This is a genomic window from Brevundimonas sp., from assembly GCF_035999125.1.
GTDB lineage: Bacteria > Pseudomonadota > Alphaproteobacteria > Caulobacterales > Caulobacteraceae > Brevundimonas.
This window is the reverse complement of record NZ_DASYGX010000007.1, coordinates 191,678-211,188: the sequence shown is the minus strand read 5'-3', so window position 1 is coordinate 211,188 and position 19,511 is coordinate 191,678. Positions and strand designations below refer to the sequence as shown.

At 70.4% G+C, this 19,511-nt stretch carries 21 protein-coding genes; 10 read left to right on the top strand and 11 right to left on the bottom strand.

Going from position 1 to position 19,511, the window contains the following annotated elements; translation table 11 throughout:
• Positions 1 to 172: 172 nt before the first annotated feature.
• The gene (gene kdsA, locus VGN45_RS06600) at positions 173 to 1,078 is read right to left on the bottom strand and encodes a 3-deoxy-8-phosphooctulonate synthase (protein WP_327460601.1); all 906 of its coding nucleotides are present in this window, start codon (positions 1,076 to 1,078) and stop codon (positions 173 to 175) included.
• A 70-nt stretch (positions 1,079 to 1,148) separates the two neighbouring features.
• Between kdsA and VGN45_RS06595 the strand changes: the two genes are divergently transcribed.
• From VGN45_RS06595 to VGN45_RS06560, 8 genes are all read left to right on the top strand, one after another.
• Entirely contained in the window at positions 1,149 to 2,600 is a 1,452-nt protein-coding gene (locus VGN45_RS06595; RefSeq protein ID WP_327460599.1) for a deoxyribodipyrimidine photo-lyase, read from the top strand.
• 33 nt (positions 2,601 to 2,633) lie between these two features.
• Positions 2,634 to 3,854: a class I SAM-dependent methyltransferase gene (locus tag VGN45_RS06590; RefSeq protein WP_414643414.1), complete on the top strand. Its 1,221-nt coding sequence runs from the start codon at positions 2,634 to 2,636 to the stop codon at positions 3,852 to 3,854.
• A gap of 187 nt (positions 3,855 to 4,041) precedes the next feature.
• Entirely contained in the window at positions 4,042 to 4,869 is an 828-nt protein-coding gene (gene sseA / locus VGN45_RS06585) for a 3-mercaptopyruvate sulfurtransferase (RefSeq protein ID WP_327460597.1), read from the top strand.
• Positions 4,870 to 4,942: 73 nt separating this feature from the next.
• On the top strand, positions 4,943 to 6,310 hold the full coding sequence (radA, locus tag VGN45_RS06580; protein WP_327460594.1) for a DNA repair protein RadA: 1,368 nt from the start codon (positions 4,943 to 4,945) through the stop codon (positions 6,308 to 6,310).
• Between the two features lie 130 nt (positions 6,311 to 6,440).
• Positions 6,441 to 7,037 (top strand): CvpA family protein, encoded by a 597-nt coding sequence (locus tag VGN45_RS06575; protein WP_327460592.1) that lies wholly within the window; start codon positions 6,441 to 6,443, stop codon positions 7,035 to 7,037.
• Between the two features lie 26 nt (positions 7,038 to 7,063).
• Positions 7,064 to 8,569: an amidophosphoribosyltransferase gene (gene purF, locus VGN45_RS06570; RefSeq protein WP_327460590.1), complete on the top strand. Its 1,506-nt coding sequence runs from the start codon at positions 7,064 to 7,066 to the stop codon at positions 8,567 to 8,569.
• 6 nt (positions 8,570 to 8,575) lie between these two features.
• Positions 8,576 to 8,917 (top strand): VOC family protein, encoded by a 342-nt coding sequence (locus tag VGN45_RS06565; protein WP_327460588.1) that lies wholly within the window; start codon positions 8,576 to 8,578, stop codon positions 8,915 to 8,917.
• Positions 8,918 to 8,954: 37 nt separating this feature from the next.
• Positions 8,955 to 9,710 carry an SDR family NAD(P)-dependent oxidoreductase gene (locus VGN45_RS06560; protein WP_327460586.1) on the top strand — a complete coding sequence of 252 codons (756 nt, stop codon included), beginning with the start codon at positions 8,955 to 8,957 and terminating at the stop codon, positions 9,708 to 9,710.
• Here the strand turns inward: VGN45_RS06560 and der are convergent.
• From der to VGN45_RS06525, 7 genes are all read right to left on the bottom strand, one after another.
• The gene (gene der, locus VGN45_RS06555) at positions 9,707 to 11,332 is read right to left on the bottom strand and encodes a ribosome biogenesis GTPase Der (RefSeq protein ID WP_327460584.1); all 1,626 of its coding nucleotides are present in this window, start codon (positions 11,330 to 11,332) and stop codon (positions 9,707 to 9,709) included. The two genes, VGN45_RS06560 and der, sit on opposite strands and share 4 nt — an antisense overlap.
• Positions 11,333 to 11,372: 40 nt before the next feature.
• Complete coding sequence (locus tag VGN45_RS06550) at positions 11,373 to 12,749, bottom strand: PQQ-like beta-propeller repeat protein (protein ID WP_327460582.1); 1,377 nt, start codon at positions 12,747 to 12,749, stop codon at positions 11,373 to 11,375.
• 23 nt (positions 12,750 to 12,772) lie between these two features.
• Complete coding sequence (locus VGN45_RS06545) at positions 12,773 to 13,522, bottom strand: tetratricopeptide repeat protein (protein WP_327460579.1); 750 nt, start codon at positions 13,520 to 13,522, stop codon at positions 12,773 to 12,775.
• Between the two features lie 93 nt (positions 13,523 to 13,615).
• Entirely contained in the window at positions 13,616 to 14,452 is an 837-nt protein-coding gene (panB, locus tag VGN45_RS06540) for a 3-methyl-2-oxobutanoate hydroxymethyltransferase (RefSeq protein WP_327460577.1), read from the bottom strand.
• A 54-nt stretch (positions 14,453 to 14,506) separates the two neighbouring features.
• Positions 14,507 to 14,926 (bottom strand): hypothetical protein, encoded by a 420-nt coding sequence (locus VGN45_RS06535; protein WP_327460575.1) that lies wholly within the window; start codon positions 14,924 to 14,926, stop codon positions 14,507 to 14,509.
• Complete coding sequence (locus tag VGN45_RS06530) at positions 14,916 to 15,470, bottom strand: RNA polymerase sigma factor (protein WP_327460573.1); 555 nt, start codon at positions 15,468 to 15,470, stop codon at positions 14,916 to 14,918. Before VGN45_RS06530 ends, VGN45_RS06535 begins: the two co-directional genes overlap by 11 nt.
• Positions 15,471 to 15,495: 25 nt before the next feature.
• Positions 15,496 to 15,900, bottom strand: a complete 405-nt coding sequence (locus VGN45_RS06525; RefSeq protein WP_327460571.1) for a DUF6249 domain-containing protein — start codon at positions 15,898 to 15,900, stop codon at positions 15,496 to 15,498.
• Between the two features lie 139 nt (positions 15,901 to 16,039).
• On the opposite strand from VGN45_RS06525, the gene VGN45_RS06520 reads away from it, so the two are divergent.
• The gene (locus VGN45_RS06520) at positions 16,040 to 16,279 is read left to right on the top strand and encodes a DUF2188 domain-containing protein (protein ID WP_327460569.1); all 240 of its coding nucleotides are present in this window, start codon (positions 16,040 to 16,042) and stop codon (positions 16,277 to 16,279) included.
• 3 nt (positions 16,280 to 16,282) lie between these two features.
• Here VGN45_RS06520 and VGN45_RS06515 read toward each other — a convergent pair whose 3' ends face one another.
• Positions 16,283 to 16,630, bottom strand: coding sequence for an arsenate reductase (locus VGN45_RS06515; RefSeq protein ID WP_327460567.1), 348 nt, complete (start codon positions 16,628 to 16,630; stop codon positions 16,283 to 16,285).
• A gap of 90 nt (positions 16,631 to 16,720) precedes the next feature.
• Here VGN45_RS06515 and VGN45_RS06510 point away from each other — a divergent pair, with 90 nt between their 5' ends.
• Positions 16,721 to 17,689, top strand: a complete 969-nt coding sequence (locus VGN45_RS06510) for an NAD(P)H-binding protein (RefSeq protein WP_327461232.1) — start codon at positions 16,721 to 16,723, stop codon at positions 17,687 to 17,689.
• Positions 17,690 to 17,958: 269 nt separating this feature from the next.
• Here the strand turns inward: VGN45_RS06510 and VGN45_RS06505 are convergent, their stop codons facing one another.
• Together VGN45_RS06505 and VGN45_RS06500 are read right to left on the bottom strand one after the other, a co-directional pair.
• The gene (locus tag VGN45_RS06505; RefSeq protein WP_327460565.1) at positions 17,959 to 18,693 is read right to left on the bottom strand and encodes an SDR family oxidoreductase; all 735 of its coding nucleotides are present in this window, start codon (positions 18,691 to 18,693) and stop codon (positions 17,959 to 17,961) included.
• A gap of 79 nt (positions 18,694 to 18,772) precedes the next feature.
• Positions 18,773 to 19,429 (bottom strand): FMN-dependent NADH-azoreductase, encoded by a 657-nt coding sequence (locus VGN45_RS06500; protein WP_327460563.1) that lies wholly within the window; start codon positions 19,427 to 19,429, stop codon positions 18,773 to 18,775.
• Between the last annotated feature and the right edge of the window lie 82 nt (positions 19,430 to 19,511).

Genomic DNA, 19,511 nt, shown 5'->3' with positions numbered 1-19,511 from the left:
GCGCGACGCGCGGGGACACAACAGCATGGCCTCGCCGGGCGACCGGCGGCCGGACCGCCCGGACCTGAAAAACACAGTCCGGAGAGTCCGGATCGGATCCTTAAAGGCGTCGCGCGTCATCTGCCCATCCTGAAAGCGCATCGCGTCAAAATCGGTCGTGGGGCCGGCCGTATCAGGCCGCCTTCGCCATCCGGCTCTTCGTCAGGTCGTCATAGGCGATCAGTTCCGCCGCCAAGGCCTCGAACTGGTCCAGCGGCACCATGTTCGGTCCGTCGGACGGCGCGTTGTCGGGGTCCTGGTGGGTCTCCATGAAGACCGCGTCCACGCCCACGGCCACGGCCGCGCGCGCCAGCACCGGCACGAACTCGCGCTGGCCGCCCGACGACGTCCCCTGCCCGCCCGGCTGCTGCACGCTGTGCGTCGCGTCGAACACCACCGGACAGCCGATCTCGCGCAGCACCGGAAGCGCCCGCATGTCGCTGACCAGGGTGTTGTAGCCGAAGCTGGCCCCCCGCTCGCACGCCATGACGTTCGGATTGCCCGCGCCGGTGATCTTGGCGATCACGTTCTTCATGTCCCAGGGCGCCAGGAACTGGCCCTTCTTGACGTTGATGGCCTTGCCCGTGGCCGCGGCCGCCAGCAGCAGGTCGGTCTGGCGGCTCAGGAAGGCGGGGATCTGCAGCACGTCCACCACCTCGCCGGCGATGCGGCAGTGCTCTTCGGTGTGCACGTCGGTCAGCACCGGCAGGCCCAAAGTCTCGCGGATCTCCGCGAAGATCGGCAGCGAGCCTTCCAGGCCGAACCCACGCGCCGCGTTGGCGCTGGTGCGGTTCGCCTTGTCGAAGCTGGTCTTATAGATGATGCCGACGTTCAGCCGCTGGCCGATCTCCTTCAGCGCCGAGGCCATCTCCAGCGCGTGCTGGCGGCTCTCCAGCTGGCACGGGCCGGCGATGAAGACGATCCTCTGCCCGCCCCCGATCGAAACCGGTCGGCTCAAGCCCTGATGGATGTCGATGACGGCGTTGGGGTTCACGGCTGCGACCTTGTGACGAGAGCTTGGGCGTTGGCGCGCGCTCATGCCGCGCCTATGCGGCGAACAGGTGGCGCGCGCGGGCGTTCGACGCAAGGCGCCAGATCGAGGGGACGACGTGACAGACAAGCCCGTGATCCTGTGGTTCCGCCAGGACCTGCGCCTTCAGGACAATCCGGCCCTGACCGCCGCCGCCGCGACCGGCGCGCCCATCGTGCCCGTGTACGTGCTGGATCAGGGCTCGCGCGTCCGCCACCGGGGCGCCGCCTCCCTGTGGTGGCTGGACAAGTCCCTGCGCGCTCTCGACGCCACGCTACGCGACCGCGGCTCACGCCTGATCCTGCGCCGCGGCGACTCCGAGACCGAACTGCGCCGCCTGATTTCCGAGACCGGCGCCGCCCGCCTGTACATGAACCGCCTGTGGGAGCCCGACGCCGCCGCCCGCGACGCCGACCTCGCCCACGCGCTCAAGGCCGAAGGGATCGAGGTGAAGGGCTGGAACGGCTCCAACCTCATGCCGCCGGGCTCGGTGCTGAACGGCTCGGGCGAGCCCTACAAGGTCTTCACTCCGTTCTCGAAGGCCCTGCTGAGCCAATGGACGCCGCCGCCCCACACGCTCGGCCCGCGCGGCATCGCCACGCCCGCCGACGTCGCCTCTGAAGACCTCGACGCCTGGGGCCTGCATCCTGCCTGCCCCGACTGGTCCGCCGGCTTCGACTGGACGCCGGGCGAGGCGGGCGCGATCGACGCCCTGTCCCGCTTCGTCTCGGGCCCCATGGCCGACTATGCCGACGGCCGCGATCATCCCGGCCGCCCTGTCACCAGTCGCCTGTCGCCGCACCTGCATTTCGGCGAGATCGCCCCCTGGCGCGCGGTCGAGGCGGCGCACAAGGCCGCCGCCGACGGCAAGGCGCCGACGGCCCAGGCCGAGAAGTTCGTGTCGGAGATCGTCTGGCGGGAGTTCTCCGCCCACCTGCTCCACCACTTCCCGCACATCTCCGACCACGCCTTCCGGCCGGAGTACGACGCCCTGCCCTGGCGCGACGATCCCGGGGGGCTGAAGGCGTGGACGCGCGGCCTGACCGGCTATCCCATCGTCGACGCCGGCATGCGCCAGCTCTGGACCACCGGCTGGATGCACAACCGCGTCCGAATGGTCGTGGCCAGCTTCCTGATCAAGCACCAGCTGATCGACTGGCGCGAAGGGGAAAAGTGGTTCTGGGACTGCCTCGTCGACGCCGGCCTGGCCTCCAACGTGCAGAATTGGCAGTGGGTCGCCGGATCCGGAGCCGACGCGTCACCGTACTTCCGCATATTCAATCCGATCACCCAGGGGCGGAAGTTCGATGAAGACGGCCGATACGTCCGACGCTGGGTCCCCGAGCTGGCCAAACTTCCCGACCGCTGGCTGCACGCCCCGTGGGAGGCGCCGCCCGAGGTCCTGCGCGACGCCGGCGTCCGCCTCGGCTCGACCTACCCCCGCCCGATCGTCGAGCACGACGCCGCGCGCAAGCGCGCGCTGGACGCTCTCAAGTCCGTCGACAAGGTCCGCCGCGACCGGGAGGATTGACGCGTGACGGCCCCCGATCCCACCTATGCCGCCATGAGCTCGACCACGGCCCATGCCCTGCCCGCCGCCGACCGGACGCCGCGCGTGTTCGGCCTGATGCTGCGCCTGCTGGCCGCCAACTGGACCTTCGGCCGCCTGAACGTCCTCCTGCCGAACGGCGAGCGGCACGTGCTGGAGGGCAAGCAGCCCGGCCTGACCGCGACGCTGGACGTCAGGGACTACCGCTTCGCCCGGCGCGTCCTCGCCAACGGCGACATCGGCTTTGCCGAGGGCTACATGGCCGGCGAGTGGGACAGCCCCCAGCTGGCGACCCTCCTGGAGACCCTGGCCCGCAACTACGACCACATCCGCCGCTTGTTCGACGGCAATCCGGTCATGCAGGCGGTCAACTGGGTCTCGCACCGGATGAAGCGCAACAGCCGCCGCGGCTCGCGCAAGAACATCCACGCCCACTACGACCTCGGCAACGGCTTCTACGCCGCCTGGCTCGACCCGACGATGACCTACTCGTCCGCCCGCTTCGCCGGCGCCGGAACCGATCTCGCCGAGGCCCAGCGCGCCAAATACGCCTCGCTCGCCCGCCTGATGGACCTCCAGCGCGGCCAGACGGTGCTGGAAATCGGCTGCGGCTGGGGCGGCTTCGCCGAGTTCGCCGCGAAGGAGATCGGCGCCCACGTCACCGGCGTGACGATCAGCCAAGAACAGCATGATTTCGCGAAGAAACGCCTCTTCGACGCCGGTCTGGCGGACAGGGCCGACATCCGGCTGATCGACTACCGCGACGTCGAGGGCACGTTCGACCGCGTCGCCTCCATCGAGATGTTCGAGGCCGTGGGTCAGGAGTACTGGCCGACCTATTTCGCCAAGATCCACGACGTCCTGAAGCCCGGCGGCCGCGCCGGCCTGCAGATCATCACCATCCAGGACGAGCTGTTCGAGGAATACGCCCGGCGCACGGACTTCATCCAGAAGTACGTCTTCCCCGGCGGCATGCTGCCCTCCGAAGACCGCCTGAAGCCCGTGATCGCGCGCGAGGGCCTGGCCTGGTCCGCCGTCGAGCGCTTCGGTCAGGACTACGCCGAGACCCTGAAGCTGTGGGACCAGCGATTCCAGTCCGCCTGGCCCGAGATCCGCCGCATGGGCGGCTTCGACGAGCGCTTCCGGCGCCTGTGGCGCTTCTACCTGGCCTATTGCGAAGCCGGCTTCCGCTCGGTCCGCACCGACGTCGTCCAGCTGGCTCTGGACCGGGCGTGACAGTCCTTCCCCCCCTTGCGGGGGGAAGGTGGCTCGCGGAGCGAGACGGATGGGGGGTGAAACACCGATCCCTCTGATGAGCTGAACCCTCGCAGGCGGCTTGCGGACGAAGCCACCCCATCCGAGCGGCTCCGCCGCCCACCTTCCCCGGCGAGCGGGGAAGGGACATCGGTGTTACCGTCCTCCCATGACCTCGCCCCTCATCTCCACGTCCGAGCTCGCCGCCCGCCTCGACGATCCGGCCCTGCGGCTGCTCGACGCCAGCTGGCACCTTGGCGATCGCGACGGCCGGGCGGAGTTCGATCAGGTCCGCATTCCCGGCGCCCGCTTCTTCGATCTGGAGGCGGCCTCGGACCCGACCTCGCCTCTGCCGCACATGCTGCCGAGCCCAGCCCAGTTCGCGGCCTATGCCGGCGGCCTTGGTCTGACGGAGCGCGACCCCATCGTCGTCTACGACGCCGCCGGTCTGTTCTCGGCGGCCCGCGTGCGCTGGATGTTGCGGATCATGGGCGCCCGCGACTTGCGCCTCCTGGACGGCGGCCTGCCGAAATGGCGCGCCGAGGGGCGGCCCGTCGACAGCGGCCCGGGCCCGGCCCCGGCTCCCACCGTCTTCGCCCCGACGTTTCAGCCGCAGGCCGTCGTCGACGTCCCCGAAGTCCAGGCCGCCCTCGCCGGCGCGGCCCAGGTCGTCGACGCCCGCGGCGCCGCCCGCTTCGAGGGTCGGGCGGCCGAGCGCCCCGGCGTCCGGCCCGGCCACATGCCCGGCGCGCGCAACGTGCCGTATTCGACGCTGCTCAATCCCGACGGCACGATGAAGACGGGCGACGCTCTCGCCCGCGCGTTCCTCGACGCCGGCGTCGATCTGGATCGCCCCGTCGTCACCACCTGCGGCTCCGGCGTCACCGCCGCAATCCTGTCGCTGGGGCTGGAACTGCTGGGCCGCCCGTCCCGCCTCTACGACGGCAGCTGGTCCGAATGGGGCGCCCGACCCGACCTCCCTGCGGCGACCCTATGAGCCTGCGTCAGAAGCGGTCGTGGCCCGCGCCACGCCCCTGCCCGCCCGCGCCCGACTCCTGTAAGCCCTCTTCATGGCCAAAGACTCCCCGATCTACGTCTGTCAGTCCTGCGGGGCCGTCCACGGCAAGTGGGCGGGCCAGTGCGGGGCCTGCGGCCAGTGGAATTCGATCGTCGAGGAGCGCCAGTCCGCCCCGCCCGGCGCCCTGAAACCCGCGGCCACCTCCCGCGCCCGCGGGCTCCAGTTCGAAAGTCTGGAGACCGAAACGCCCGAACCGCCGCGCATCCAGACCGGCGTGACCGAGTTCGACCGCGTCTGCGGCGGCGGCGTGGTGCCAGGCTCGGCCCTGCTCCTCAGCGGCGACCCCGGCGTCGGCAAGTCGACCCTGCTGCTCGAGGTCGCCGCCCGCACCGCCCTGTCGGGCCGCCGCGTGGCCTACATCTCGGGCGAGGAGGCGGTGGAGCAGATCCGCAGCCGCGCCCGCCGCATGGGTCTGGAAAAGGCGCCCGTCGAGCTGGCCTCCGCCACCGCGCTGCGCGACATCCTCGGCACGCTGAAGCGCGACCGCTTCGATCTGGTCATCGTCGATTCGATCCAGACCCTCTGGTCCGACGTCCACGAGGCCGGACCCGGCTCCATCACCCAGGTCCGCGCCTGCGCCAGCGAGATGGTGCGCATGGCCAAGTCCGGCGGCCCCGCCGTCGTCCTGGTCGGCCACGTCACCAAGGACGGCCAGGTCGCCGGCCCCCGCGTGGTCGAGCACATGGTCGACGCCGTCCTCAGCTTCGAGGGCGAGCGCGGCTATCCCTTCCGCATCCTCCGCGCCGGCAAGAACCGCTTCGGCGCCACCGACGAGATCGGCGTCTTCGAAATGGGCGACGCCGGCCTGCGCCAGGTGTCGAACCCCTCGGCCCTCTTCCTCGGCGAGGGCAAGGACCGCGCGCCCGGCGCCGCCGTCTTCGCGGGCATCGAGGGGTCTCGCCCCGTGCTGGTCGAGATCCAGGCCCTGGTGGCCCCCAGCGCCTACGGCACGCCTCGCCGTGCCGTCGTCGGCTGGGATTCCGGTCGCCTGGCCATGGTGCTGGCGGTGCTGGAGGCGCGCTGCGGTCTCGGCCTGGGCGACAAGGACGTCTATCTGAACGTCGCCGGCGGCCTGCGCATCAACGAGCCCGCCGCCGACCTGGCCGCCGCCGCCGCCCTGATCTCGTCCGCCGTCGACCACCCCCTGCCCCAGGGCTGCGTCGTCTTCGGCGAGATCGGCCTGTCCGGAGAGGTCCGCGCCGTCGGCCGCGCCGAAGCCCGCCTGCGTGAGGCCGCCAAGCTGGGCTTCGACCAGGCCCTGTGCGCCCCCCTGCCCCAAGGCGCCGGCGGCGCCATGGACTGCATCGCCGTCTCGCGCCTGTCCGAGGCGGTCGAACGAATCTCGCAGAGGCGCTATTGAACGTCTTGTCTCCTCCCCATGCGACTGCGCATGGGGAGGTGGCTCGCGCAGCGAGACGGAGGGGCCCCTCCACCGCTTCGCGGTCCCCCTCCCCGTCGTTCCGACGGGGAGGAGAGCTTCGGAGCGCCGCGTGACCGGATACGACGTCTTCGTCCTGCTCGTGCTGCTCGCCTCGGCGGGCGCCGGCGGCGTGCGCGGCGCGACGCGGGAGCTCATCACCCTGCTCAGCTTCGTGCTGGCCGCCTTCGTCACCCTGATCGCCCTGCCGCTGACGGCCCCGATCGGCCGCGGCCTGGTCGATCCGGACTGGGCGGGCGTGATCTTCGCGGCCCTGGTCGGCTTCCTGATCGTCTACTTCGGCATCCGCATCTTCGGCTCGGCCCTGTCGAAGCGGGCCCAGGCCCACCCCCATCTCGGCGGCGTCGACCGGACGCTTGGCGTGGTGGTCGGCGCGGCGCGCGGGCTCGTGCTGGTCGGGGCGCTCCATCTGGTCATCGTCGCCGCCATGCCCGGCGAGCGCACGCCCGACTGGCTGGGCCGCGCCGCCACCTGGCCGCTCAGCGCAGGCGCCGCGCGGGCCATCCAGATCGTCCTTCCCGGCATCGGCGCGGGCCTCGACGCCGTCACGCCCGTGGTGAATTCGTCCGTGCGCGAGGGTTTTTCCGGCGACGACGCCTTGCCCCCGACAGATTCCGGCAATACCTCGCGCCCTGCCGCCCCCAAGTAGTCCCCGCCGCCATCGGAGCCCCGACGATGTCGCATGCGATCGCCGATCCCGTCGTCCACCGGCCCCACTGGCGAGAGGCGGACGACGACCAGCTTCGCCTCGAATGCGGGGTCTGCGGCGTCTGGGGCGCGGACCGGGACGAGGCCTCCTCCGTCGTCGCCCTGGGCCTCCACGCCCTCCAGCATCGCGGTCAGGAAGCCTGCGGCATCGCCAGCGTCCACGACCAGCGCTTCCACACCGAGCGCCACATGGGCCTGGTGGGCGAGGCTTTCGGCGGCGCCAACCTGGCCGAACGTCTGCCCGGCTCGGCCGCCGTCGGCCACACGCGCTACTCCACCGCCGGCGGCAGCTTCCTGCGCAACATCCAGCCGATGTTCGCCGACCTGGACCAGGGCGGCATCGCCATCGCCCACAACGGCAACCTGACCAACTTCCACTTCCTGCACCGCCAGCTGGTCGGCGAAGGCGCCATCTTCCAGTCGACCTCGGACAGCGAGGTCATCCTCCACCTCATCGCCCGCAGTCGCAAAGCCAAGATCGTCGACCGCTTCGTCGACGCCGTCTCGCGGATCGAGGGCGGCTACGCCCTGGTCTGCCTGACCCGCACCAAGATGATCGGCGCGCGCGATCCGCTGGGCATCCGTCCCCTGGTGCTGGGCAAGATCGGCGACGGCTGGGTGCTGGCGTCCGAAACCTGCGCGCTGGACGCCATCGGCGCCGAGTTCGTCCGCGACGTCGAGAACGGCGAGGTCATCGTCATCGACCACGAGGGCCTGCGCTCACTCAAGCCTTTCCCGGCGCGCCCCGCCCGCCCCTGCCTGTTCGAATACGTCTACTTCTCGCGCCCCGACAGCGTCGTGAACGGCAAGTCGGTCTATGGCGTGCGCAAGCGCATGGGCGCCGGCCTGGCCCGCGAGCACGCGGTCGAGGCCGACGTGGTCGTGCCGGTGCCCGACTCCGGCGTGCCGGCGGCGCTCGGCTACGCTCAGGAAAGCGGCATCCCCTACGAGATGGGCATCATCCGCAGCCATTATCTGGGCCGCACCTTCATCCAGCCCAGCCAGGGCGCCCGGCAGAAGGGCGTGCGCATGAAGCACAGCCCCAACCGCTCGGTGATCGAGGGCAAGCGCGTCGTCCTGATCGACGACTCCATCGTGCGCGGCACCACCTCGGTGAAGCTGGTCCGCGCCGTCCGGGCCGCGGGCGCCGCCGAGGTCCACCTGCGTTCGGCCAGCCCGCCGATCCTGTGGCCCGACTTCTACGGCATCGACATGCCCGAACGGGACCAGTTGATCGCCGCGCGCATGTCGCTGGAGGAGATGACGACGTATCTCGAGGTCGATTCCCTCGGCTTCCTGTCGGTCGACGGCCTGTACGCGGCCATGGAGGCCGGGCCGCGCGACCCGAAGAACCCCCAGTTCACCGACCACTACTTCACCGGCGACTATCCCACCCGCCTGCTTGACCGCGAGATCGAGGAGGGCGGCCGTCAGGAGTCCGGGCGGCAACTTTCCCTGCTGGTCAGCGCTTAACCGGGCATGATCCAGCTCGGCTATTTCACGCTCGACACGCCCGACCTCGACAAGGCCCGCGCCTTCTACGGCGCCCTGTTCGGCTGGACCTTCGACGAGGCGTCGTCCCACGCCACCTACGCCCACGTCGCCGACGGCGACCCGCCCTTCGGCATCCGCAAGGGCCAGTGCAAGGTGTTCACCCACCTGTACTTCCGGGTGCAGGACGTCGACGCCCTGTGCAAGCGCGCCGTCGATTTGGGCGGCAAGGCGGAAGTGCCTTCGCAAAGCCCCACCGGCCTGTCGGTCTCCATCGTCGACGACCAGGGCGTCAGCTTCAGCCTGTGGCAGCCGGCTCCGGGCTTCTGAGCTTGGCGAAACAGGCGCCGGGCGGCTATCAGCCCGCATGACTTCCGACCCGCCTCTCAAAGACCGCATCGCCCTCGTCGTCGGCGCGTCGCGCGGCATAGGCCACGAGGCCGCGCTGGCATTGGCCAAGGCCGGCGCCCACGTCGTGGCCGCCGCGCGGACGCCGGGCGCGCTGGAAGAGCTGGACGACGCGATCTTCGCCGCCACCGGCCGTCACGCGACCCTGATCCCGTTCGACCTGGTGGACGGCGGAGCGATCGACCGTCTGGGCGGCGCCCTGTTCGAGCGGTTCGGCCGCTTGGACGTCTGGGTCAACGCCGCCGCCACCCTGGGCGCCGAAGGCCTGGCCCCCGTCAGCCACGCCGATCCGCGCCAGTTCGCCAAGATCGAGCGCACCAACTTCACCGGCGTGTATCGCCTGATCCGCTCGCTGGAACCGCTGCTGAAGCTGTCGGACGCCGCCCGCGTCATCCACCTGACCACCTCGGTCGCCGGCGCCCCCCGCGCCTTCTGGGGCGCCTACGCCGCGACCAAGGCGGGCGCCGAGGTGCTGATGAAGTGCTGGGCCGACGAGACCGAGACCATGCCGATCCGCATCTGCATCCTGAACCCCGGCGGAATGCGCACGCAAATGCGCGCCCAGGCCTTCCCCGGCGAGGATCCCGAAACCCTGCCCCACCCTTCGGAGATTGCGCCGCTCATCGTCGAGCTCGCTGACCCGACCCGCGAACCGCCGTTGACGCTGAACTTCAAGGACTGGCGCGACGGCCCGACGGCGAGCGCGCTGGTCTAGCGGCGGCTTCCGCCCTTCTGTCCCGTCCGCACGCGCCCTGAGCGCGACACCTGCCGCGCGCCGCCGCGCACGCCCTTGCCGACGAAGACGCCGGCGCCGGCCTTCTTCGAGGCGCTGGCCTTCAGCCCGCCCAGCGGCTTCACCTTGGGCTTGGCACCGGCCTTGACCTTCGCCTCCAGCGCCTTGCCGGGCAGCTTCGACGCGGCCTCGGCCTTCTCAGCCTTCTGCACCTTGCGCGGCGCGGTCTTGGCGGCCCCCTTGAACCGTTCGGGCCCCGACTTGGCGCCGCCCTCGGCATAGGGGTTGGCGCTGCCCGACTTGACCGTCAGCCGGATCGGCGTGCCCGGCAGGTCGAAGCTCTCGCGGATCGAGTTGATCAGATAGCGCTTGTAGGTGTCCGGCATGGCCGAGGCGCGGCTGGAGAACAGCACGAACGTCGGCGGACGCGCCTTGGTCTGGGCGATGTATTTCGGCTTGATGCGCTTGCCGTCCACGGCGGGCGGCGGGTGCCGCTGGGTCGCCATGGCCAGCCAGTCGTTCAGGTCGCGGGTCTTCACCTTCACCGACCAGGTCTCATAGGCCTGGATGATCGCCGGCATGAGGCGGTCGACGCCCCGCCCGTTGTGCGCCGACAGGGCCACGAAGGGCGTGCCGCGCAGCTGGGGCAGCTTCTCCTCGGCCAGCCGCTTCAGCTCGGCCAGCTTGGCCTGCGGCTCCTCCTCAAGGTCCCACTTGGACGCGACGTAGACCAGCGCCCGGCCCTCGCGCTCGACCAGGTCGGCCAGCTGAAGATCCTGGATGTCGAAGGCGTTGTCCTTGTCCATCATCAGGACCACGACCTCGGCGAAGGTCAGCGCCCTCAGCGTGTCGGCGACCGACAGCTTCTCCAGCTTCTCCTGCACCCTTGCCTTGCGCCGCATGCCGGCGGTGTCGACGAAGCGGATCGGGCGACCTTCCCACTCCCAGTCGACTGAGATCGAATCGCGCGTGATCCCCGCCTCGGGCCCGACCAGCAGCCGGTCCTCGCCCAGCAGACGGTTCACCAGCGTCGACTTGCCCGCATTGGGGCGGCCGATCACGGCGATGCGGATCGGCTTGTCGGTCTCTTCCTCTTCCTCGACGAAGACGTCGGCCGACGCCGCCAGCACCGCGGCGTACAGATCGGCCATGCCCTCGCCGTGCTCGGCCGACAGGGCCACCGGCTCGCCGAAGCCCAGCGCGTGCGCCTCGCCCACCCCGCCGCCGCTCTCGCGGCTCTCGGACTTGTTGGCCAGCAGGATGATCGGCTTGTGCACCTTCCTCAGCCGATCGGCGAAGATGCGGTCCAGCTGGGTCACGCCCTCGCGCGCGTCCATCATGAACAGGATCAGGTCGGCGTCGTCGATCGCCAGCTCCGTCTGCTCGCGCATCCGGGCTTCCAGGCTCTCGTCCGTGACGTCCTCGTATCCGGCCGTGTCGATCAGCGTCAGCTCGATGTCGCCGATGGCGCCCTGGGCATAGCGCCGGTCGCGCGTCACCCCGGGTCGGTCGTCGACCAGCGCCAAGCGCTTGCCCACCAGACGGTTGAACAGGGTCGACTTGCCCACATTGGGGCGGCCGACGATGGCGACTTTGACGGCCATGCGCCGATTCAACCCGTTCCTGTCTGCGGACGCAACGTCGTCAGCGGATGCTGACGACCTCGCCGCGGTCCGTGACGACGATCAGGGCGCCGTCATAGGCGATCGGCGCGACATAGGCGGGTCCGCCGAGGCGCAGCGTGCCCTGGATCTCGCCCGTCTTGGGGTTCAGCGCCACCGCTTCCCCGTCCGAGTTGACCAGCACCAGCCGGTTCGAGGCCAGAATCGGCCCGCCCCAGCTAGGGCGCACGGTGCGGTCCCAGAAGCCCAGGAAGCCGCCCTGCTGACGCACGCGACCCTCGTTCAGGTCGCGCGTCCAGTAGACCTGACCGCTGTCGCGGTTGATCACCGTCAGCTGGCCAGCCTTGGACACGACGTAGACCACGTCGCCCACCGGCAGGGGCGCCTGCACCCCGCCGATCGGCAACTGCCAGCGCGGCTGGCCCGAGCGGGCGTCAAGCGAGCCGAGCACGCCCGAATGGCTGACGGCATAGACGAAACCGCGCGAGATCACGGGACGGCCCGCGATGTCCCGAACCTCCGACAGGGCGTTCGTCCGGCTGGTGCGAGACAGCTCGCGCTGCCACAGCGGTTGGCCATTGGACGCCCGCAGCGCCAGAAGCTCACCCGAGGAGAAAGGCGCGATCACCGTGTCGCCCGTCACCGCCGGCGCCGACGCCAACATGATGCGGGCCGGCTCCACGATGCCGCGATAGGACCAGGTCTGCTGACCGGTGTTGGCGTCGAAGGCGATGATCTGGTTGTCCACGTCCACCACGTAGACGCGGCCGCTCGAGACGGTCGGCGCCCCGTGGATCGGCACGTCGACGGTCGACTGCCACACCACCGCGCCCGTCGCGGCGTCCAGCGCCGTCATGGTGCGATAGCCCGACGAGACGAACACCTTGCCGCCGAAGGTCGCCACGCCGCCGCCGAAGCCGCCACGCTCGCGTCCCTGCGGACGTAGGTTGACCTTCCAGATTTCTCCGCCGTTCCGGGCGTCCAGCGCCGAAACCGACGATTCTCCATCCAGCACGAAGATGCGGCCGCCCTCGGCCACCGGCGGCGCCATGATCTGGCTGGTGCGGCCCGCGCCGGCGCCGATGCCGCGCTTCCAGGCGATGGTGAAGCCGTCTCCGGCCAGCGCATGCTCCACGGAATTGTCGGCCGTCCCGCCGGGATTGCCCCAGGCGTTGACCGCCTGCGGACCCGGAAGGAAGAAGTCGCGGCCGGCCAGAGCGGCCGAGGGCACCAGCGCCTGGTCGAACTCGATCACCGGAATGCGTTCCCCGGCGCTGGCGACGTCCTCCGCCTGATCGCTGCGGCCCAGGTTGAACGGCAAGGCCCGCTGCAGCGTCCCGCAGGCGGCGATGGACAGGGCGACGGCGGTGAGGGTCGCGGCCTTGGCGAGACGGGGCATGGGCAACTTTCCGACTGGCGTCATCACTGGGCGGGCGTCGTTTGGACCGGGGCGGACGGAGCGGCGGCCGCAGGCGGCGCGACGGCCGCGATGGGCTGGCGCAGCACCGCGGGCAGAGAGGCGGCCGTGCCGTTGTCGATCGCGGCGATGCCCAGCTGGGCGCGCTGGCGCACCGAATCGGGCACGTCCTGGCCCAGCTGCAGCTGGACGAAGGTCTGCCGCGCCTCGGCCGTCTTGCCGAACTGCAGCCGCGCCATGGCCTGGGTCTCCAGCGCCATCACGCGCATCGGGCGACCCTCACGGACCAGGGGCTCCAGCCGCTCCTCGATCTGTTCCAGCGTGCCGCCCTCGTCCATCAGGATCAGCACGGCCTTGTAGGCTGCCGGATCGGCCAGGATCGGGTCACGGTCGGCGCGCGCGGCCTGATCCAACAGTTCGACGGCTTCGGTCGGCTTGTTCTGCGCCAGCGCCACGCCGGCGCGCTGGTTCAAGGCCAGGGCCTTGTAGGCCGAGTTGCCGACCTTCTGCGCCTCGGCGAAGGCGACTTCGGCGCCCGCGAGGTCGCCGGCTTCCAGCGCCTCCAGACCCCGGTCGTACGCGACGGCGGCCTTCTCGCCCTGCGAGGTCTTGAACTGCTCCCAGCCCCAGAAGCCCAGCGCCACGACCAGCGCCAGCGCCAGCACGGCCCCGACCACCGGCCCCCACTTGCGCGCCAGTCGCGCCCAGCGTTCGGAGCGAAGCTCCTCTTCGACCTGTTCGAAGACGTCAGTCACGGATGCTCAGCCCCCAGAAAGCGGAGCTTCACGCCCGCCCGTTTTGAAACCGGCGCGACCCTAGAGGCTCGCCGTCATGCCCGCAACGCGGCCTCAGGCCGAAGCGGGCTTTTTAGCGAAGTAAGTCTCGACTTCGGCAGGAAAACGGCGGGCCCGGACGTCGGCGGCATAGCCCGCGACCGCCCGGTCGATCTCCCTGCGCAGGTCCGCATAGCGACGCACGAACTTGGGCGTCCAGTCGAACAGCCCCAGCATGTCGGACACCACCAGAATCTGGCCGTCGCAAGCCGCCGAAGCGCCGATGCCGACGGTCGGTTTGTCGATCGCCTCGGTGACTTCCCTCGCCAGCCCTTCGGCCACGCCTTCGACCACCACCGCGAAGGCGCCGGCGTCTGCGGTGGCCTCGGCTTCCGCCAGCACTCGCAGGCGCTCCTCCTCGGTCCTGCCCTTGGCCTTGAAGGCGCCGTCGGTCAGCACCGCCTGCGGACGCAGGCCGACATGGCCCATCACCGGGATGCCGCGCTGGACCAGATAGGCGATGGTCTCGGGCACCGTGGGGCCGCTCTCCAGCTTCACCCCCTGCGCCCCGGTCTCCTTCATCACCCGCGCGCAGTTCTCGTAGGCGACTTCCTTGCCGCCCTCGTAGCTGCCGAAGGGCATGTCGATCACGACCATGGCCCGCTTCGACCCGCGCATGACCGCCTGGCCGTGCAGGATCATCATCTCCAGGGTGACGCCGACCGTGTTGGGCAGGCCATGCACCACCATGCCGACGCTGTCCCCGACCAGTAGCAGGTCGCAATGCGGGTCCAGGATCTCCGCCGTCGGCGCGTCATAGGCGGTCAGACAGACCAGCGGCTCCCCGCCCTTTCGGGCCCGGACGTCCGGCGCCGCCAGGCGGCGGACGACTTCCTGATTCTGGGCGGACATGGCGGCCTCCTGACGACTGAGGCCCCTAGATAGGCTCTCGGCCCCGCCGCGTCATCAGACGTCCTGGGCCAGCTTCATCGCCCCCGCCGCCGCCACGGCCACCAGCGCCGCCGCCGCGATCCAGAACAGCTGCATCGCGCCCAGCGAGCCGACCTCCATACCGCTCAGACCCACCGCGTTCATAGCCGTCTGGGCGATGCCGTCGATCTGAGTCTGTGCGGCGCGGACGCCTTGATTCAGCGCCTCGCCCGTCACCGGCCCGGAGGTCTCCCCCAGGCTGACGTCGACGGTCAGAGCCTCGCGCAGGGCCACGGCGCCTCCGATCACCCCGGCCAGCGACAGCGCCAGGAAGCGGACGCGCGACCCCCGCTCCAGCCGCTTCTCGACCTGGGCGGTGAACAGGGCGACGTCGGCCATCTGCGGCGTGCGCCCGAACAGACGCTCGATCTCGGGGTCGAATTCGTCAGCCGACATGGCGCTCCCCCCCAACCGTCCCGCCGGACTGAAGCCGCGCGCGGAGTTTATCCAGACCACGTTTGACATGAGACTTCACCGTTCCAAGCGGCAAATTCAGGGCGGCGGCGACCTCCGGATGAGCCATGCCGGCGCCGTGGCACAGGCTGACGCACAAACGCTCCGCCTCGCTGAGGGACTTCAGGGCCTCGTCCAGATCGACGCGGTCCCCGTGCTCGACCGCGGGTGCGGTCGAATCGTCTTCCAGTTCCGCGACGTAGCGGGCTTCCCTGGCCACCCGCTTGATGTAGAGCCGCGCCGCGATCCGCTTGACCCAGGCCGCAAAGGTGCCTTCGCCGCGGAACTCGGCGCAGCGCTCGAACGCCTGGATGAAGGCGTCCTGCGCCACGTCGTCGGCCAGCGAGGGTTGAGCCCCCATCCGGCGCAGCAGGGCCCGGACGGCCGATCCGTGACGACGGACCAGCTCGCCGAACTCCCGCCGCCCGCCGGCGGCCGCCTGGGCCGCCAGCTCGACGTCGTGCCGGTCCACTAGGGACTGGGTCATGACTGATCCCCCTTCCCGCCCGGCCTCAGTCCTTGTTCTTGTTGAAGAAGCTCAGGACGATGAAGGCCAGGCCGATGGTCAGCGGGATGCAGGCGATGCCCAGCAGGCCGCTGTCCAGATTGTTGCCCTCCCAGTCGCGGCCGCCGATGTTGCTGACAACGCTGAAGGCGGCGATGCCCAGGCCGGTGGCGGTCCAGATGATGCCCTTGCGCAGGTCGCGGGTGCGCGACGGCAGCTTGCCCTGCACCTCCCGCGTCATGGCATCGATCAGCTCGGGCGGCAGGGCCTGCCCCTTGTCGATCGCGTGACGCACGGTCTGCTGCATCTCACGCTTCTCGCGCGACTTCAGCCAGGTAGGCCCGACCACGATGGCGCCGATGACGCCGAAGATGATCAGAACGATCCAGATGGCGACGAAACCTTCGTCCATGTCGAAATCCCCTCAGTTTCACGACCGACAGCCTGATGCGCCGGCCTTCTGACCACAAGAGGCGGCCGTGACGCCCCATGGATGCGGACGCGGGGGTGAAACTTTCGTAAGGTGGCCGCGACCCTCTCTGGAGCGCCCCATGACCGAGATCACCTATCGCATCGTCGAGCACGACGGAGGCTGGGCCTATCGCCTGGGCGAGACTTACTCGGAGACCTTTCCGAGCCACGACGCCGCCCGCGCCGCCGCCGAGCGCGCCGCGCGGGAACAGCGCGTCGCCGACCGCACGGCCTGGATCGAATACGAGACCGCCGACGGCCAGTGGATCACCGAACGCGCCGACGGCCACGACCGGCCGGACGCCGACGTCGAGGGCTGAGCCTCAGCCCAGCGCGGTCTCCCACGTCTTCGGATCGAAACCGACCAGGGTGCGGCCGTCGTACAGTGCCAGGATCGGCCGCTTGATCATCGACGGCTGGGCCAGCATCAGCCGCACCGCCCCGTCCGCGTCCAGATCGGCCTTGTCGGCGTCCGGCAGGGCCCGGAACGTCGTGCCCTTGCGGTTCAGCACCGTCTCCCAGCCGTGCGCCGCCACCCAGCCCCGCAGCGCCGCCTCGTCGACGCCTGCCTTCTTGTAGTCGTGGAAGCCATGGGCCGTGCCCCGCCCGTCCAGCCAGACGCGGGCCTTCTTGACGGCGTCGCAGTTGGGGATGCCGTAGAGGGTGGTCATTCGGGGCGCCTCCTGATGCCGGTTGCGGCCGCCTCTATCCGGCTTCGCCGGTTTACGGCAACGTCCTGACGTGGGGTTGGGGAGGCACGCATCACGTCATCGCGCACACTCCGCGTCCTGGTTCTCGGCGCGACGGGGGACATCGGGCGGGCGACGGTCGCCGTCTTGGTCGATCGCGGGCACGCGGTGGTCGCCGTCGTCCGCAGGTCAGGCACAAATATGCCGGCCGGCGCCGAGGTCCGCGTCGCCCAGGCCACCGACCCGACCTCCCTGTCCCGCGACGGATTCCGGGGCGAGCGGTTCGACGCGGTGATCTCCTGCCTCGCGTCGCGCACCGGGGTCGCGGCGGACGCCTGGGCGGTGGACCACCAGGCCAACCTGAACGCCCTGCGGGCGGCGCAGGCGGCGGGCGTGCCCCATTTCGTCCTGTTGTCGGCCATCTGCGTGCAGAAGCCGCGCCTAGCCTTCCAGCACGCCAAGCTGGCGTTCGAGCAAGAGCTGATGGAGTCCGGTCTGGACTGGTCGATCGTCCGCCCCACCGCCTATTTCAAGTCGCTGTCGGGTCAGGTCGCGCGGGTGAAGGCGGGCAAGCCCTTCCTGATCTTCGGCGACGGCGCCCTCACGGCCTGCAAGCCGATCAGCGACCGCGACCTGGGCGTCTTCCTCGCCGACTGCCTGACCGATCCCGCGCGCCGCAACCGTATCCTGCCCATCGGCGGCCCCGGCCCGGCCCAGACCCCGCGGGAACAGGGCGAGGCTCTGTTCCGCCTGCTCGACCGCCCGCACCGCTTCAAGTCCGTGCCGCCGGCCATGTTGAACGTCATCGCCGGCGCGCTCGGCGCGCTGGGCCGCGTGTTTCCCCCGCTCGCCGCCAAGGCCGAGCTGGCCCGCATCGGCCGCTTCTACGCCACCGAGTCCATGCTGGTCTGGGACGGCGAGACCGGACGCTACGACCCCGACGCCACGCCGGAGGCCGGTTCCGACCGCCTGATCGACTGGCAGGCCAGCCTGCTCCGCGGCGAGGAGGTGCTGAAGCGCACCGAACAGTCGGTGTTCTAGCCGCCGGGGACCGATCGGCGCGCCCTCCGCTTCGTTCTGCGAAGGAGATGCCGATGAGCCTGAAGTTCTACGACGGGAAGGTCGGCCACGACGGCGGCGAGGCGCGCACCCTGCGCGTCCCCTCGCCCACCGACGTTCAGGCCGCCGACGCCCCCCGCCCAAGACGCAGGCTGAGGAACTGGCTCCCGTCACCCGGGTATGGCGGCCCGGGACTGAGGCGCGCTCGGACCGGCCTTGCGCCGAGGCGCCTCCAGACATCGCGTTGCTGGTCAGGCGCCGAAGCCGCCGTGGATATTCAGTGTGGCGCCCGTGACGTAGCTGGCGTCGGGGCCTGCGAGGAAGGCGACGGCGCCCGCGATCTCCTCGACCCGGCCATAGCGGCCGAGCGGAACCATGCCCGTCATCTGGCGGCCCAGCTCGCCGTCTGCGGGGTTCATGTCGGTGTCGATCAAGCCCGGCTGAATGGTGTTCACCAGGATGTTGCGCGGCGCCAGGTCCTTGGCCCAGCCGCGCGCCAGCGCCGCGACCGCGGCCTTGGTGGCGCCGTAGGCCGAGGTTCCGGGGAAGGCCACATCGCCCGCCATGCTGCCGATCAGGATGATCCGCCCGCCGTCGGCCAGGTGCGGCAGTGCCGCGCGGGCGCCCACGTGCACACCCCGCACATTGACGTCGAACAACCGATCGTAGGTCTCGTCCGTGTCGTCCGTGACGGAGGAGAACACGGCGATCCCGGCGTTGTGGACCAGGATGTCGATCCCGCCGAGCGCCGCCACGGCCCGATCGACGCCCGCCCTTTGCGACGCGGGATCGGCCGCATCGGCCTGGAAGGCGAAAGCCGTCCCTCCAGCGCCGGCGATCGCCGTGACCACGGCGGCGGCGGCGGCCGTGTCGCCCGCATAGGTGATCGCCACCGACGCGCCCTCGGCGGCCAGCCGCTTGGCGATCGCTGCGCCGATGCCTCGCGACCCGCCCGTGACGAGCGCCTTCTTGCCCTGAAGCGACATGGGACTGCTCCGCGTTGTTGCGTGTGATTTCGGTGACTTGCGCCGACTCCAGGGCGTCCACATCGCATGGTTCACCCGGTCAGGCGTCGATGCGTTCGGCGGACGCGGCCGAGTCGTACCAGCGGCCCGCGACCTCGGTGACTCGGTGGACGGCGCGTGCGAGGGAAGCCGCCTTCTCCTCCGGCGGGCGGACCATTCCCTCGGCAAGCACCACCTCGGTCGCGTCGAACCCCATGAAGCGGAACTCGGTTTCGACCAGTGGGGTCATGAAATTCATCGTGTCGAACGGCGGAGCGTCATAGACGCCGCCGGCGGCCGAGAGCACGAGGGCCTTCTTGGCCGTCATCAGGCCGGCGTACTGGCCCGGGGCCGGGCCCACGCGAAACGTGCTGTTGTTGAACATGATGGCGTCGAAATAGGCCTTGATCGCCGCCGGGACGGAGAAGTTGTGCAGGGGGAAGGCGAGCACCAGCACATCGGTCGCCAGCACATCCGCGATCAGCCGGTCGGCCGGCCGCAGCAAAGCGCGCTCCGCGTCGTCGATCGCTTCGCCCATCATGTCGCGCTTGACGTAAGCGCGCAGAGATTCGGCCGTGAAGATAGGCGCGGGGTCGATCAGCAGGTCGTGCCGGCGTACCTCCTCGCGCGCAGGAAGCCGCGTGAGGAGGTGGTCGAGCAGCACGCGCGCGTGGGAGATCGGGTAGCCCGGCAGGTATTCGACGACGAGGGTGCTCAATGTTTCTCCTCCACGCGCCGCAGGATCAGCGGCGTTGCGCCGAGCCGTTCCAGCGGCTACGATTATTATCGTAACCATTGCT

Excerpts from the sequence above, each read along its gene's own strand:
- kdsA (WP_327460601.1), bottom strand. The coding sequence starts at position 1,078 with ATGAGCGCGCGCCAACGCCCAAGCTCTCGTCACAAGGTCGCAGCCGTG.
- VGN45_RS06590 (WP_414643414.1), top strand. The coding sequence starts at position 2,634 with ATGAGCTCGACCACGGCCCATGCCCTGCCCGCCGCCGACCGGACGCCG.
- sseA (WP_327460597.1), top strand. The coding sequence starts at position 4,042 with ATGACCTCGCCCCTCATCTCCACGTCCGAGCTCGCCGCCCGCCTCGAC.
- radA (WP_327460594.1), top strand. The coding sequence starts at position 4,943 with ATGGCCAAAGACTCCCCGATCTACGTCTGTCAGTCCTGCGGGGCCGTC.
- purF (WP_327460590.1), top strand. The coding sequence starts at position 7,064 with ATGTCGCATGCGATCGCCGATCCCGTCGTCCACCGGCCCCACTGGCGA.
- VGN45_RS06565 (WP_327460588.1), top strand. The coding sequence starts at position 8,576 with ATGATCCAGCTCGGCTATTTCACGCTCGACACGCCCGACCTCGACAAG.
- VGN45_RS06560 (WP_327460586.1), top strand. The coding sequence starts at position 8,955 with ATGACTTCCGACCCGCCTCTCAAAGACCGCATCGCCCTCGTCGTCGGC.
- der (WP_327460584.1), bottom strand. The coding sequence starts at position 11,332 with ATGGCCGTCAAAGTCGCCATCGTCGGCCGCCCCAATGTGGGCAAGTCG.
- VGN45_RS06550 (WP_327460582.1), bottom strand. The coding sequence starts at position 12,749 with ATGCCCCGTCTCGCCAAGGCCGCGACCCTCACCGCCGTCGCCCTGTCC.
- panB (WP_327460577.1), bottom strand. The coding sequence starts at position 14,452 with ATGTCCGCCCAGAATCAGGAAGTCGTCCGCCGCCTGGCGGCGCCGGAC.
- VGN45_RS06535 (WP_327460575.1), bottom strand. The coding sequence starts at position 14,926 with ATGTCGGCTGACGAATTCGACCCCGAGATCGAGCGTCTGTTCGGGCGC.
- VGN45_RS06530 (WP_327460573.1), bottom strand. The coding sequence starts at position 15,470 with ATGACCCAGTCCCTAGTGGACCGGCACGACGTCGAGCTGGCGGCCCAG.
- VGN45_RS06525 (WP_327460571.1), bottom strand. The coding sequence starts at position 15,900 with ATGGACGAAGGTTTCGTCGCCATCTGGATCGTTCTGATCATCTTCGGC.
- VGN45_RS06520 (WP_327460569.1), top strand. The coding sequence starts at position 16,040 with ATGACCGAGATCACCTATCGCATCGTCGAGCACGACGGAGGCTGGGCC.
- VGN45_RS06515 (WP_327460567.1), bottom strand. The coding sequence starts at position 16,630 with ATGACCACCCTCTACGGCATCCCCAACTGCGACGCCGTCAAGAAGGCC.
- VGN45_RS06505 (WP_327460565.1), bottom strand. The coding sequence starts at position 18,693 with ATGTCGCTTCAGGGCAAGAAGGCGCTCGTCACGGGCGGGTCGCGAGGC.